General features: G+C 73.0%; 11 protein-coding genes. 9 read left to right on the top strand and 2 right to left on the bottom strand.

Translation table 11 applies throughout. The features are described from left to right. The first annotated feature begins 305 nt into the window (after positions 1 to 305). From ACZ3ZE_RS03850 to ACZ3ZE_RS03830, 5 genes are all read left to right on the top strand, one after another. Positions 306 to 1,055, top strand: coding sequence for a ComEA family DNA-binding protein (locus ACZ3ZE_RS03850; RefSeq protein WP_467257230.1), 750 nt, complete (start codon positions 306 to 308; stop codon positions 1,053 to 1,055). Next, a complete protein-coding gene (locus ACZ3ZE_RS03845; protein WP_467257228.1) occupies positions 1,052 to 3,538 on the top strand; it encodes a ComEC/Rec2 family competence protein in 2,487 nt (828 codons plus the stop codon). Before ACZ3ZE_RS03850 ends, ACZ3ZE_RS03845 begins: the two co-directional genes overlap by 4 nt. Before the next feature lie 29 nt (positions 3,539 to 3,567). Next, on the top strand, positions 3,568 to 4,242 hold the full coding sequence (locus ACZ3ZE_RS03840) for a winged helix-turn-helix domain-containing protein (protein WP_467257226.1): 675 nt from the start codon (positions 3,568 to 3,570) through the stop codon (positions 4,240 to 4,242). After that, positions 4,239 to 5,507 carry an MFS transporter gene (locus ACZ3ZE_RS03835; RefSeq protein ID WP_361163232.1) on the top strand — a complete coding sequence of 423 codons (1,269 nt, stop codon included), beginning with the start codon at positions 4,239 to 4,241 and terminating at the stop codon, positions 5,505 to 5,507. The genes ACZ3ZE_RS03840 and ACZ3ZE_RS03835 overlap by 4 nt, the downstream gene beginning before the upstream one ends. A 127-nt stretch (positions 5,508 to 5,634) precedes the next feature. Then, positions 5,635 to 6,519 (top strand): YceI family protein, encoded by an 885-nt coding sequence (locus ACZ3ZE_RS03830; RefSeq protein ID WP_361163234.1) that lies wholly within the window; start codon positions 5,635 to 5,637, stop codon positions 6,517 to 6,519. A gap of 29 nt (positions 6,520 to 6,548) precedes the next feature. On the opposite strand, the gene ACZ3ZE_RS03825 is transcribed toward ACZ3ZE_RS03830, so the two are convergent. Beyond that, positions 6,549 to 6,794: a hypothetical protein gene (locus ACZ3ZE_RS03825; RefSeq protein WP_361623958.1), complete on the bottom strand. Its 246-nt coding sequence runs from the start codon at positions 6,792 to 6,794 to the stop codon at positions 6,549 to 6,551. Between the two features lie 56 nt (positions 6,795 to 6,850). Here ACZ3ZE_RS03825 and holA point away from each other — a divergent pair, with 56 nt between their 5' ends. Further along, positions 6,851 to 7,840, top strand: a complete 990-nt coding sequence (gene holA / locus ACZ3ZE_RS03820) for a DNA polymerase III subunit delta (protein ID WP_361163238.1) — start codon at positions 6,851 to 6,853, stop codon at positions 7,838 to 7,840. 286 nt (positions 7,841 to 8,126) lie between these two features. Here the strand turns inward: holA and rpsT are convergent, their stop codons facing one another. Beyond that, positions 8,127 to 8,393 carry a 30S ribosomal protein S20 gene (gene rpsT, locus ACZ3ZE_RS03815; protein ID WP_329420503.1) on the bottom strand — a complete coding sequence of 89 codons (267 nt, stop codon included), beginning with the start codon at positions 8,391 to 8,393 and terminating at the stop codon, positions 8,127 to 8,129. Positions 8,394 to 8,579: 186 nt separating this feature from the next. Between rpsT and lepA the strand changes: the two genes are divergently transcribed. The 3 genes from lepA to hemW all read left to right on the top strand — a co-directional run bounded on the left by lepA (position 8,580) and on the right by hemW (position 13,881). After that, positions 8,580 to 10,451 (top strand): translation elongation factor 4, encoded by a 1,872-nt coding sequence (gene lepA, locus ACZ3ZE_RS03810; RefSeq protein ID WP_361163240.1) that lies wholly within the window; start codon positions 8,580 to 8,582, stop codon positions 10,449 to 10,451. 191 nt (positions 10,452 to 10,642) lie between these two features. Then, a complete protein-coding gene (locus ACZ3ZE_RS03805) occupies positions 10,643 to 12,520 on the top strand; it encodes an AMP-dependent synthetase/ligase (protein WP_467257225.1) in 1,878 nt (625 codons plus the stop codon). 128 nt (positions 12,521 to 12,648) lie between these two features. Further along, positions 12,649 to 13,881, top strand: a complete 1,233-nt coding sequence (hemW, locus tag ACZ3ZE_RS03800; RefSeq protein ID WP_361163245.1) for a radical SAM family heme chaperone HemW — start codon at positions 12,649 to 12,651, stop codon at positions 13,879 to 13,881. Positions 13,882 to 13,924 lie beyond the last annotated feature (43 nt).

Below are 13,924 nucleotides of genomic sequence, written 5' to 3'. Positions count from 1 at the left end.
CTGGAATAGAGGCGTCTCGGCGGGTTCCGTGCAATCCGCCTACCGTCTCGTCCATGACTCTTCGCACACACATCGCAACGACCCGTCGGCGCACGCGCGGCGCCGTACTCACCAGCGGTCCCGGCCGGGCCCCGGGCTCGGACGGGAGGGCCCGGCGCCGGACCCGGGCGAGGCACGCGGCCGGGGTGGCCCCGGGAGGGGTACGGCACCGGGGCGACGCGCTGTTCCCGGCGGCGGCGCCACCGGCCGCCCCGGCGCCGCCGCTGCCTCCGCCACCGCCTCCCGCTCCACCGCCTCCGGAACCGGTGCCGCGCCCGCCGTCGCTGGTGCCGTCGCGCAAGGAGCGCCTGTGGCTCGCGGTGCGGGAGCGGCTGCCGTTGTGGGTGCAGTCGCGGTGCGGACTCGAACGGCGGTCGCTGGCCGCGCTCGCCGTGGTCCTCGTGGTGGCCGCGGGTGTCGCGGGCGCGTTCTTCTGGACGGGGCGGCCCCAGCAGGTCAGGGCGCCGGAGGTGGTGGGCGCGGCCCGTCCGCTGCCCGAGTCCGGGCCTTCCCCCGGGGAGCCGGGAGGCGCCTCGTTCCCGGCTTCGTCGCCGGGCTCGCCGCCTGGCTCGTCCCCGGCTTCGGCGGCGCCCGTGGTCGTCGTGGACGTCGGAGGCAAGGTGCGCAGGCCGGGGGTGCTCACGCTGCCCGCCGGCTCAAGGGTCGCCGACGCCCTGCGCGCGGCGGGCGGTGTCCGCCCGGGTGCGGATCTCACGGGCCTCAACCGGGCCCGGGTCCTCACGGACGGCGAGCAGGTCCTGGTCGGGCTGCCGGCCGCCGGGGCCGGCGTGGGGGCCGGGCCGTCCGGGGCGTCGGGCCCCGCCCAGCCGCTGAGCCTCAACGCGGCGACCGTGGAGCAGCTCGACACGCTGCCGGGAGTGGGCCCGGTGCTGGCCCGGCACATCGTGGAACACCGCGTCGAGCACGGCGGGTTCCGGTCGGTCGACGAGCTGCGTGAGGTCAACGGGATCGGCGAGCGCCGGTTCGCGGACCTGGAACCGCTGGTGCGGCCATGAGCTCCGGCGTCCCGGCGGTGGCCGAGCGGCCCGTCGGCTGGGACGAGGGCCCGGCGGATCTGCGGCTCGTGCCGCCGGCCCTGGCCTCCTGGGGCGGGGCGGCCGTCGCCGTCGGCGTCGTCGGCTGGTGGAGCGTGGCAGGCGTGCTGCTCTGTCTCGCCGGGGCCGCACTGCTCGTCCGCCCGGCCGCGCGGCGCGGGCTGCGGGCGACCGCCTGCGCCGGAGTGCTCCTCTGCGCCGCCGCCGGAGCCGCGTCCGGCGGACTGCACGCGGCCGACCTGCGGCGCGGGCCGGTCCCCGGGCTCGCCCGGGACGGCGGCCGGGTGGACGCCGAGGTGGTCGTCACCTCCGATCCACGGCTCACCCGGCCGAGAGCGAACGGGAGCCGGGCGCTGCCGGCCTCCGTGGTCCTGGAGGGCGAGGCGGTGCGGGTCGAGGACCGGGACGGCGCCGTGCACCGGACCCGGGCACCGGTCCTGGTCGTGGTGGCCGCGGGCGAGGCGCGCGGGGAGTGGCTGCGGCTGCTGCCGTCGACCCGGCTGCGGGTGACGGGGCGGCTCGCGCTCCCGGCCCGCGAGGGCGATCCGTTCGCCGGCGTCCTGCGGGCGGACGGTACGGGACCGCCGCGTGTCACGGGGCCGCCGAGCGCGCTCCAGCGCACCGCCGGGGAGCTGCGGGCCGGGCTGCGGCGGGCGACGGAGGGCCTCGCCCCGGACGCGCGGGCGCTGCTCCCGGGGCTCGTGGTTGGCGACACCGCCAGGATCGGGCCGGACCTGGAGGCCGCGTTCGAGGCGACCGACCTCACCCACTTGCTGGCAGTCTCCGGGTCGAACCTGACGCTCGTCCTGCTCCTCCTGATCGGCAGGCCCGGCAGCGCGCAGCTGATCGAGCGGGGCGGCCTCGCCCCACGGCTGGGCATCCCGCTGCGGGCCACCGCACTGGTCGGGGGCGGTCTCACGCTCGCCTTCGTCGTGGTGTGCCGCCCCGACCCGAGCGTGCTGCGGGCGGCGGCCTGCGGGCTCGTCACGCTGCTGGCCATCGCGACCGGTCGCCGCCGGTCCCTGATCCCGGCGCTCGCGGCGGCGGTGCTCGTCCTGGTGCTGTACGACCCGTGGCTGGCCCGGAGTTACGGCTTCCTGCTGTCGGTCCTGGCCACCGGGGCGCTGCTGACGGTCGCCCCGCGGTGGAGCGAGGCCCTTCGGCGGCGCCGGGTGCCGGGCAGGATCGCGGAGGCGCTGGCGGCGACGCTGGCGGCGCAGGCGGTGTGCGCGCCCGTGGTCGCGGTGTTCGCGGCCCGGGTGAGTCTGGTCGCGGTCCCCGCCAACGTCCTCGCGGAGCCCGCGGTGGCCCCGGCCACGGTGCTCGGCTTCGCCGCGCTGGGTCTCGCGCCGGTGTGGCCGCGGGCCGCCGAGGCCGTGGCGTGGGCCGCCGGGTGGCCCGCCGGCTGGATCGCCGGGGTGGCCCGTGCCGGGGCGGGGCTGCCGGGGGCCGAGACGGACTGGCCGGGCGGCTGGTGGGGCGGCCTGCTGCTCGCACTGCTCTCCGGGCTCGTGGTGCTCGGGGCGTGGCGGCTGCCCTACAGGCGCTGGATCGGGGTGGGCTGCGTGGTGCTGCTGTTCCTGGCGGTGGTCCGGCCGCCGCCGCTGGTCCGGCTGGTCGGCGGATGGCCGCCGCCGGGCTGGGTGTTCGCGATGTGCCAGGTCGGCCAGGGCGACGCGACCGTGCTGTCGGCCGGCGGGGACACGGCCGTCGTCGTCGACGCCGGGCCCGAGCCGGGGCCGGTCGACCGGTGCCTGCGGGAGCTCGGGGTCCGCAGGATCCCGCTGCTCGTGCTGACCCACTTCCACGCGGACCATGTCGCGGGTCTGCCCGGGGTGCTGAGGGGACGGGCGGTGGGCGCGATCCAGACGACCGGGCTCGCGGAGCCGCCGGAGCAGGCGGCCTTCGTGCGCCGGACGGCCGCCGCGGCCGGGGTCCCGCTGGTGCCGGCGCGGGCGGGGGAGCGGCGCGTGCTGGGCCCGCTGGAGTGGCGGGTGCTGTGGCCGACGGCCGGCCCTGGCGGGGCGCGGGCCGGAGGGCGCGGCGAGTCCGGAGGGTCGGGGGAGTCGGGTGAGTCAGGGGCCAATGACGCCAGTGTCACGTTGTTTGTCCGTACCGCGGGCGGAGTGACCTTGTTGCTGCTCGGGGACCTCGAACCGTCCGCTCAGCGCGGCCTGTTGCGGGCGTACCCGTCGCTGCCGCCCGTCGACGTGCTGAAGGTGGCCCATCACGGCTCGGCGCACCAGGACCCGGGGCTCATACGGGCGGTGCGGCCCCGGCTCGCGTTGGTGTCGGCGGGCCGGGACAACCCGTACGGGCACCCGTCGCCGCTGACCGTCGAGGTCTTGCGGGCCGGTGGGGCGCGGGTGCTGAGCACGGACCGGGACGGGGCTCTCGCGGTGGCCGGGGCCGGCCCGGCGCTGATGGCCTACACATCCTTGTAAAGGAGTCTTTCTAAAGATATGTTTTCATCATGACGGAGCAGCCGCACAGCATCGAGCTCACCGACCCGCGCGCCCTTCGCGCCTATGCCCACCCCACCCGGATGACCCTCGTGGGTCTGCTGCGCAAGAGCGGCCCGTTCACCGCCACCCAGGCGGCCGAGCTGACCGGCGAGTCCGTGGCCAGCTGCTCGTACCACCTGCGGATACTCGCCAAGTACGGGCTCGTCGAGGAGGCCCCCGGCGGCAAGGGGCGGGAGAAGCCCTGGCGGGCGACGGCCCGGTTCACCGAGTGGCCGGACCGCAGCGAGGACGCCGCGGTCGCCCAGGCGGCGGACGCGCTCAGCGCGGCCGTCGCGGAGCACTACTTCCAGCGGGTCCTGAAGTCCATCGAGAACAGGCCCACCCTGCCGGAGGAGTGGCGGGAGGCCGAGCAGTTCGGCGACACGCTGCTCCACCTCACCCCCGAGGAGCTGACCGGCCTCGGGCAGCGCATCGAGGAACTGCTCCGCCCCTACGAGGAGCGGGAGGGCGACCCCGCCCTGCGCCCCGAAGGCGCCCGCCCCGTGGGCATCCTGCGGATCGCCTTCGTGGACCGCGACGCCGACGGCCCCACCGGAGCCGGCAGGGGCAGAGACGATGACAGCGACGACAGCGACGACAGCGACGACGGCAACGACGTCGACTCCGGCGCGGGGGAGGAGTGAGAGCGGTGGCGATCGCCGAACGCATACCCGCGCTGCTGCGCGAGCGGCCCTTCCGGCGGTACTGGACCGGGCAGACGATCTCCTTCGTGGGCGACCAGATCTCGCTCATGGCGCTGCCGCTCGCCGCCGTCCTGGTCCTGGGGGCCGACGCCGCCGAGATGGGCTGGCTCAAGACGGCCGAGCTGCTGCCCGCGCTGCTGCTCAACCTGCCGCTCGGCGCCTGGGCCGACCGGCAGGCCCGGCGGCGGCGCGCCATGATCGCGGCGGACTTCGGCCGGGCGCTGCTGCTCCTCACCCTCCCCGTCGCCTACCTGCTCGACGCGCTGACCCTCGGCCAGCTGTACGCGGTGGCCTTCGGGGTGGGGGCGCTCACGGTGCTCTTCGAGGTGTGCAACGCCACCCTGTTCGTGGCCATGGTCCCCACCGCGCGCTATGTGCAGGCCAACTCGCTCGTCAACGGGAGCCGTTCGATGGCGTGGCTGGCGGGTCCGGGCATCGGCGGCGTGCTCGTGCAGGTGCTCACCGCGCCCGTCGCGCTGGTCGCGGACGCGCTGACCTACCTCGTCTCGGCCGGGTACCTGGCCCGGATCCGCCCGGTCGAGCCGCCGCCCGCCCCCGTCGAGAAGGGGCACTTCGTGCAGGGGCTGCGCTGGGTGGTGCGGAACCCGTCGATGCGCGCGCTGTTCGCCGCCTCCGGGACGGTCCAGTTCTTCAACTACATGTTCCACACCCTCTTCGTGCTCTACGCGACGGCCGAACTCGGCCTGAGCGCGGGCGTACTGGGCGCGGTGCTCGCGGCGGGGGCCGTGGGCGGTCTGATCGGGGCGGCGTGCAGCGGCGCGGTGGTCCGGGCGATCGGGATCGGCCCGTCGCTCGTGACCGGCTTCGTCGGCTTCACCCTGCCGCTGCTGCTCATACCGCTCGCCGGAGGGCCGCTGCCGCTGGTGCTCGGGCTGCTGTTCGTCGCCGAGTTCCTGTCCTGTGCCGGGGTGATGGTGGTGGACATCGCCGCGGGCTCGTTCCAGATGGCGCTGATACCCGACGCGATCCGGGCCCGGGTGATGGGCGCCTTCCGGACGCTCAACCACGGCTTCCGTCCGCTCGGCGCGCTCGCCGGCGGTGTGCTCGGCACGGCTCTGGGGCTGCGGCCCACGCTCTGGGTGGCGACCGCCGGAGCCGTCCTGGCCGTGCTGTGGGTGCTGCCCTCGCCGCTGGCGCGCCTGCGGGACCTGCCCGAGCGGGAGCCGGTCCCGGCGGAGGCCTAAGCGGGAACATTCGGACTCCGGGTAACACTTACGCCGTTTGCCTCGAACATCGCAAGAGTGATCGAATACGTCTTTGTTGAAGAGGACGTGCCGGTGGTTGCCGGTGGTGTGTGCGGGGGTTTGTGGAATGTTCGGTGGTCTGTTCGGCAAGCGCGGCTCCGTGGCCGCCCGAGGCGGCCCGCTCGCGGGGCTCACGGTCCCGCCGTCGGCGGGCGTCCTGAGCTGCCGGGTCCTGGACCCCGTCAACGAGCCGGTCCGCCAGGCCGAGTTCGTGGTCAGCGACACGGCGGGCCGCAAGGTCCTCGCGGGGGAGACCGACCCGTACGGCAGGGTGCTCGCGACGGTGCCGGCGGGGGAGTACCGGCTCGCGGTCACGGCCGAGGGCTACACCCCGTACCACGGCGCCGCCCTCGTCGCCGAGCACGGGCACGCGAGCCTGGGCGACCTGATGCTCCAGGTCGCGCCCCAGCCGCAGCTCCCCGAGCCCGGCGACTGGGAGATCGACCCGACGCACTCCCAGATCGGTTTCACCGCACGCCACATCGGCCTGGCCCGGATCCACGGCCGGTTCAACGGCTTCGCCGGGGTCATCCGGGTCGGCGAGCGCATGGAGCAGTCGGCCATGCACGTCGTGATCGACGCCGCCTCCATCGACACCGGCGTGCAGATGCGCGACGACCACCTGCGCTCGAGCGACTTCCTCGACGTGGGCGCGTACCCGACGATGGAGTTCTACAGCGAGCGTTTCGTCCACCGGGGCGGCAGCCGCTGGGGCGTCACGGGCGCGCTCACCCTGCACGGCGTCAGCCGCACGGTGACCCTCGACACCCAGTACCTGGGCATCGGCAGCGGCCTGGAGGGCGAGACCCGGTGCGCCTGCCGGGCCAGCACGGAGCTGCACCGCGAGGACTTCACGCTGACCTGGCAGACGCTGCTCGCGCGGGGCATCGCCGCGGTCGGCTCCAGCATCACCATCGATCTGGACATCCAGATCGTCCCCAAGAAGGCCTAGGCCCCGGCCCGCACCGGCCCTCCCCGCCCCTACTCGGCCTCCAGCCAGCCGTCGTGCTCGGCGGCCAGGGCGTCGAGGGCCGTCGGGTCGAGCACGCCCCGCGGGTCCTCCACGACCACCAGCCACTGGGCGTCCTCGGCGTCGTCCTCGCCGGCCAGGGCGTCCCTGACCAGCTGCGGCTCCTCGGCCAGGCCGAAGCGGTCGGGCAGGGCCTCGGCGACCTCCTCGGCGGCGTCGCGGTCGGGGAGTACCAGTACGTGTCTCACATCGCTCACGTGCACATTCTCGACGATGGCCCGGCTGTCGGTGGCCCGTGGGATGCTGGATCGCGATGGCCACCAGAAAGACTTCCACCGAAGACCTCCTCACCCCCGTCACGCTCGCCGTGGGCCAGGAGGACCTGCTGCTCGACCGCGCGGTCCGCGAGGTGGTGGCGGCGGCCCGCGCCGCCGACGCCGACACGGACGTCCGCGACCTCATGCCCGAGCAGCTCCAGCCCGGCGCCCTCGCGGAGCTGACCAGCCCCTCGCTCTTCTCCGAGCGCAAGGTCCTGGTCATGCGGAACGCGCAGGACCTCCCGGCGGAGACGATCAAGGAGATCAAGGCGTATCTCGACGCGCCGGCCGAGGAGATCACCCTCGTGGTGCTGCACCCCGGCGGCGCGAAGGGCAAGGGGCTGCTCGACGCGGTCCGCAAGGCGGGCGCCCGCGAGGTGGCCTGCCCGAAGACGACCAAGCCGGCGGAGCGGCTGACCTTCGTGCGGCAGGAGTTCCGGGCGCTCGGGCGCTCCGCCACGCCCGAGGCCTGCCAGGTGCTGGTCGACGCCATCGGCAGCGACCTGCGCGAGCTGGCCGCGGCGGCCGCGCAGCTGACGGCGGACGTCGACGGCACGATCGACGAGGCGGTCGTCGGGCGCTACTACACGGGCCGCGCCGAGGCCTCCTCCTTCACGGTCGCGGACCGCGCCGTCGAGGGGCGGGCGGCGGAGGCCCTGGAGGCCCTGCGCTGGTCCCTGTCGACCGGGGTCGCGCCCGTCCTGATCACCAGCGCCCTGGCCCAGGGCGTCCGGGCCATCGGCAAGCTCTCCTCGGCCCGCGGCGGACGCCCCGCCGACCTCGCGCGCGAGCTGGGGATGCCGCCGTGGAAGATCGATCGCGTGCGGCAGCAGATGCGCGGCTGGACCCCCGACGGTGTCTCCGTGGCGCTGCGGGCGGTCGCGGAGGCGGACGCGGGCGTCAAGGGCGGCGGCGACGACCCCGAGTACGCGCTGGAGAAGGCCGTGGTGACCATCGCCCGCGCCGCCCGCATGCGCCGTACCTGACACCGGGCCCGGATCTCCCCGTACGACGACGTAAGGGCGACGGACGGGCGAGCTACGCCGCAGTACGCACGACGCACGGCGACCTACGCCCGCCGTATACACGACGCACGGCGACCTACGACGAAGGCCCCGCCGCCTCCTGGGGAAGGAGGGCGGCGGGGCCTTCGTGTACAGCTGGGTGGCCCGTACACGCGTGGCGAACGCGTCTCGCGTACGTGACCGGGATGGCCGGGCGGGAGCGGTTAGAGGGCCCGCTGGATTCCCGTGCGGCCGTTCACATCAGAGCTCAGCCCTGGAGGGAGCCAACCTTGGTGGCCAGCGCCGACTTCTTGTTGGCGGCGGCGTTCTTGTGGATGACACCCTTCGAGACAGCCTTGTCGAGCTGACGCGAGGCGGCACGAGCGGCAACGGTGGCCTTCTCGAGGTCGCCGGCGGCGACAGCCTCGCGGGCCTTGCGGATCGCGGTCTTGAGCGACGACTTGACGGCCTTGTTGCGCAGGCGCGCCTTCTCGTTGGTCTTGTTCCGCTTGATCTGGGACTTGATGTTCGCCACGAAAAGAGCCTTTACAGGTTCGATGTTTCTTCAGGATGTGCCACGCGGGCTGAGAGGGCACACGAGACACAGCTGTCCACGTTATCAGCCGCACTCCACCCCGCCCAAACCGAGCGCCGGACCGCAGTCATGGGACCATGGAGCCTACGTATCCGTTCTGAACATCGCCCGAGACGAGAACCCTGCGTGCCCGCGACTCCTACCAACGTGCCCGAGCCGAGCCGAACCGACCCGGCTCTGATCCGCAATTTCTGCATCATCGCGCACATCGACCACGGCAAGTCCACGCTCGCCGACCGGATGCTCCAGCTGACCGGTGTGGTCGACCAGCGGCAGATGCGCGCCCAGTACCTCGACCGGATGGACATCGAGCGCGAGCGCGGCATCACGATCAAGTCCCAGGCCGTCCGGCTGCCCTGGTCCCCCACCGAGGGGGACGGCCAGGGCCGGACGCACATCCTGAACATGATCGACACCCCCGGGCACGTCGACTTCACCTATGAGGTCTCCCGGTCGCTCGCCGCCTGTGAGGGCACGGTCCTGCTGGTGGACGCGGCGCAGGGCATCGAGGCGCAGACGCTCGCCAACCTGTACCTGGCGATGGAGAACGACCTCACGATCGTCCCGGTCCTGAACAAGATCGACCTGCCGGCCGCCCAGCCGGAGAAGTTCTCCGAGGAGCTGGCCAACCTCATCGGCTGCCAGCCGGAGGACGTCCTCAAGGTCTCCGCGAAGACCGGCATGGGTGTCGAGGCGCTGCTGGACCGCGTGGTCCGGGACGTGCCGGCCCCGGTCGGTGTCGCCGACGCGCCCGCCCGCGCGATGATCTTCGACTCCGTGTACGACTCGTACCGGGGCGTCGTGACGTACGTCCGTGTCGTCGACGGGCAGCTCAACAAGCGCGAGCGCATCAAGATGATGTCGACCGGCGCCACCCACGAGCTGCTGGAGATCGGTGTCTCGTCGCCCGAGATGACGTCGTCCGACGGTCTCGGCGTCGGCGAGGTCGGCTACCTGATCACCGGTGTGAAGGACGTCCGCCAGTCCAAGGTCGGTGACACGATCACCTCCCTGAACAAGGGCGCGACCGAGGCCCTCGGCGGGTACAAGGACCCCAAGCCGATGGTGTTCTCGGGTCTCTACCCGCTGGACGGCTCGGAGTACCCGGACCTCCGCGAGGCCCTCGACAAGCTGCAGCTGAACGACGCCGCGCTGGTCTACGAGCCGGAGACCTCCGCCGCGCTCGGCTTCGGCTTCCGCGTCGGCTTCCTCGGCCTGCTCCACCTCGACGTGATCCGCGAGCGTCTGGAGCGCGAGTTCGGGCTCGACCTGATCGCCACCGCCCCCAACGTGGTCTACCGCGTGGTCATGGAGGACGGCAGCGAGCACACGGTCACCAACCCGAGCGAGTTCCCCGAGGGCAAGATCAACGACGTGTACGAGCCCGTCGTACGCGCCACGATCCTGGCCCCCAGCGAGTTCATCGGCGCGATCATGGAGCTGTGCCAGACCCGCCGCGGCACGCTGATCGGCATGGACTACCTGTCCGAGGACCGGGTCGAGATCCGCTACACCCTGCCCCTGGCCGAGATCGTCTTCGACTTCTTCGACCAGCTGAAGTCCAAGACGCGCGGTTACGCCTCGCTCGACTACGAGCCCACCGGCGAGCAGGCGTCCAGCCTGGTCAAGGTCGACATCCTGCTGCACGGCGACAAGGTGGACGCCTTCTCCGCCGTCACCCACAAGGACGCCGCGTACGCCTACGGTGTCCGGCTGGTCGCCAAGCTGCGCGAGCTGATCCCGCGGCAGGCCTTCGAGGTGCCGATCCAGGCCGCGATCGGCTCCCGGGTCATCGCCCGCGAGACCATCCGCGCCATCCGCAAGGACGTCCTCGCCAAGTGCTACGGCGGTGACATCTCCCGTAAGCGGAAGCTGCTGGAGAAGCAGAAGGAAGGCAAGAAGCGCATGAAGATGGTCGGCTCCGTGGAGGTCCCGCAGGAGGCCTTCATCGCCGTCCTGTCGAGCGACGACTCCGCCGGCGGCAAGGGCAAGAAGTAGCTCCTGCCGACGGCCGCGCGATAGCTGCCATGTACAACGAACGGGTCTGGGTGCCGAAGGCGCTCAGACCCGTTCGTTATAAGCAAGCCCTTACGCGCCAGTCCCCGGCGCTCTACTCTGAAGCCGCTCGAAGGTTACTCGCCAGTTAGTTACGCACCGCCTGACCGCACCGCCGCCGCCCGGAGGACGTCGTGAGCGACACACAGACCCTGATCGAGAACCGGCCGCCGTCCGTGGCGACCCTTTTCCTTGAGCGCGTCGAGCGGACCCCGGACGCGGAGGCCTACCGCTACCCGGTCCCCGCCGCCTCCGGACAGGGCCCCGACGAGTGGAAGTCGCTCAGCTGGGCGCAGGCCGCCGAGCGGGTCTACGGGATCGCCGCCGGCCTCATCGACCTCGGCGTTCAGCCGGAGGAGCGCGTCGCGCTCGCCTCCTCGACCCGCGTCGAGTGGATCCTCGCCGACCTCGGCGTGATGTGCGCGGGCGCCGCCGTGACCACGATCTACCCGCAGACCAACGCCGAGGAGTCGGCGTTCATCCTCTCCGACTCCGACTCGCGCGTCCTCATCGCGGAGAACGCCGACCAGCTCGCCAAGGCCGTCGAGCGGCGCGCCGAGCTGCCGCACCTCCACCACGTGATCGTCATCGACCCCGAGGGCGCCGACACCGAAGACGAGTGGGTGCTGACCCTCGCCGACCTGGAGGCCCGCGGCGCGGCGTACCTGGAGAAGCACCCGGAGGCCGTCAAGGAGCGGGTCGGGGCGATCACCGCCGAGCAGCTCGCCACCCTCATCTACACCTCGGGCACCACCGGCCGCCCCAAGGGCGTCCGCCTCCCGCACGACAACTGGTCGTACATGGCGAAGGCCATCGCCGCCACCGGCCTGGTCACCCAGGACGACGTGCAGTACCTGTGGCTGCCGCTCGCCCACGTCTTCGGCAAGGTACTCACCTCGGGCCAGATCGAGGTCGGCCACGTCACCGCCGTCGACGGCCGCATCGACAAGATCATCGTGAACCTGCCGGTCGTGCAGCCCACCTACATGGCGGCCGTCCCGCGCATCTTCGAGAAGGTCTACAACGGGGTCGCCGCCAAGGCCCGCGAGGGCGGCGGCGCCAAGTACAAGATCTTCCAGTGGGCGGCCGAGGTCGCCCGCGAGTACGCCAAGGTCACCCAGGACAACTTCCGCCGCACCGGCACCGCCTCCGCGCCCTTCGGCCTCGCCGCCAAGCACAAGGTCGCCGACGCGCTGGTCTACAAGAAGCTCCGCGAGGCCTTCGGCGGGCGGCTGCGCGCCGCCGTCTCCGGCTCGGTCGCGCTGGCCCCCGAGATCGGCTACTTCTTCTCCGGCGCCGGCATCCACATCCTGGAGGGCTACGGCCTGACGGAGTCCTCCGCCGCCTCCTTCGTCAACCCGGGCGAGGCCTACCGCACCGGCACCGTCGGCAAGCCGCTGCCCGGCACCGAGGTCCGCATCGCCGACGACGGCGAGATCCTGCTGCGCAGCCCCGGCGTCATGGAGGGCTACCACGGCCTGCCGGAGAAGACGGCGGAGGTCCTGGAGGCGGACGGCTGGTTCCACACCGGTGACATCGGCGAGCTGTCCGCCGACGGCTACCTGCGGATCACCGACCGCAAGAAGGACCTGTTCAAGACCTCCGGCGGCAAGTACATCGCCCCGACCGAGGTCGAGGGCCAGTTCAAGGCCGTCTGCCCGTTCGTCTCCAACATCGTGGTGCTCGGCGCCGACCGGAACTACTGCAGCGCGCTCATCGGGCTCGACGAGCCCGCCATCCTCGGCTGGGCGGCCGAGCACGAGCTCGGCGGCAAGTCGTACGCGGAGGTCGTCGCCGCCCCGCAGACCCAGAAGCTCATTGAGGGCTATGTCGCCCGCCTCAACGAGGGGCTGCAGCGCTGGCAGACGATCAAGAAGTTCCGTCTGCTGCCGCGCGACCTCGACGTCGAGCACGGTGAGCTCACGCCCAGCCTGAAGATGAAGCGGCCGGTCGTGGAGCGGACCTACCAGCACCTGATCGACGAGATGTACGAGGGAGCGCGGGAGGCCTGAGCGGGCCTCCGGTCGGCCTGAGCGGGCCCGAGGAGAGCTGAGCGGGGCCCGAGCGGGGTCTGAGCTGGGGTTTCCTCGGTTATCCACAGGCTCGGCGGTCACCCCGGGCAGTACGGGACAATGGCTGCATGCCTTCCGTACTGCCCGATGGTGAGCCCATGCCCGAGGACGGGGCGCTGCCCGCCCACGCCCTGGAAGGGGCCGGCGAGCGGCCGCTCGGGTTCTATCTGCACGTGCCGTATTGCGCGACCCGCTGCGGCTACTGCGACTTCAACACGTACACCGCGAGCGAGTTGCGCGGTGCGGGAGGCGTGCTCGCCTCCCGGGAGAACTACGCGGGCCAGGTCGCCCAGGAGATACGCCTGGCCCGCAAGGTCCTCGGCGACGACCCGCGTCCCGTCCGGACCGTCTTCGTCGGCGGCGGCACGCCCACGCTGCTCGACGCGGGCGACCTGGTCGCGATGCTCGGGGCGATCCGGGACGAGTTCGGGCTCGCCGACGACGCCGAAGTGACGACCGAGGCGAATCCGGAGTCCGTCGACCCCGCGTATCTGGCGACCCTGCGCGAGGGCGGCTTCAACCGGATCTCCTTCGGCATGCAGAGCGCCCGGCAGCACGTGCTGAAGATCCTCGACCGCACCCACACCCCCGGACGCCCCGAGGCGTGCGTCGCCGAGGCGCGGGCGGCCGGCTTCGACCACGTCAACCTCGACCTCATCTACGGCACCCCCGGCGAGTCCGACGACGACTGGCGGGCCTCCCTCGACGCGGTGATCGGCGCCGGACCCGACCACGTCAGCGCCTACGCGCTCATCGTGGAGGAGGGCACCCAGCTGGCCCGGCGCATTCGCCGCGGCGAGATACCGATGACCGACGACGACGTCCACGCCGACCGGTACCTGATGGCGGACGAGGTGCTCTCCGGGGCGGGCTTCGACTGGTACGAGGTGTCCAACTGGGCCACCTCGGAGGCCGGACGCTGCCTCCACAACGAGCTGTACTGGCGCGGCGCCGACTGGTGGGGCGCCGGGCCCGGCGCCCACAGCCACGTGGGCGGGGTGCGCTGGTGGAACGTGAAGCACCCGGGCGCCTACGCGGCGGCCCTCGGCTCCGGCACGTCGCCCGGCGCCGGGCGCGAGGTGCTGTCGGAGGAGGACCGGCGGGTGGAGCGGGTCCTGCTGGAGCTCCGGCTGCGCGAGGGCGTCGAGCTGGCCCTCCTGAAGCCCGCGGGCCTGGCCGCGTCCCGCAAGGCCCTGGAGGACGGCCTCCTCGCCCCCGAGCCGTACGCCCAGGGACAGGCCGTCCTGACCCTCCGCGGCCGCCTGCTGGCCGACGCGGTGGTGCGGGACCTGGTCGACTGAGGAGGCCGACGACCGGGGGAGGCCCGACCGCCGGTCTGCGCCA

Source organism: Streptomyces sp. NPDC023157 (genome assembly GCF_055560575.1).
Note: the sequence above shows the minus strand (reverse complement) of the source record. Positions and strands in the feature narration are given on the sequence as shown.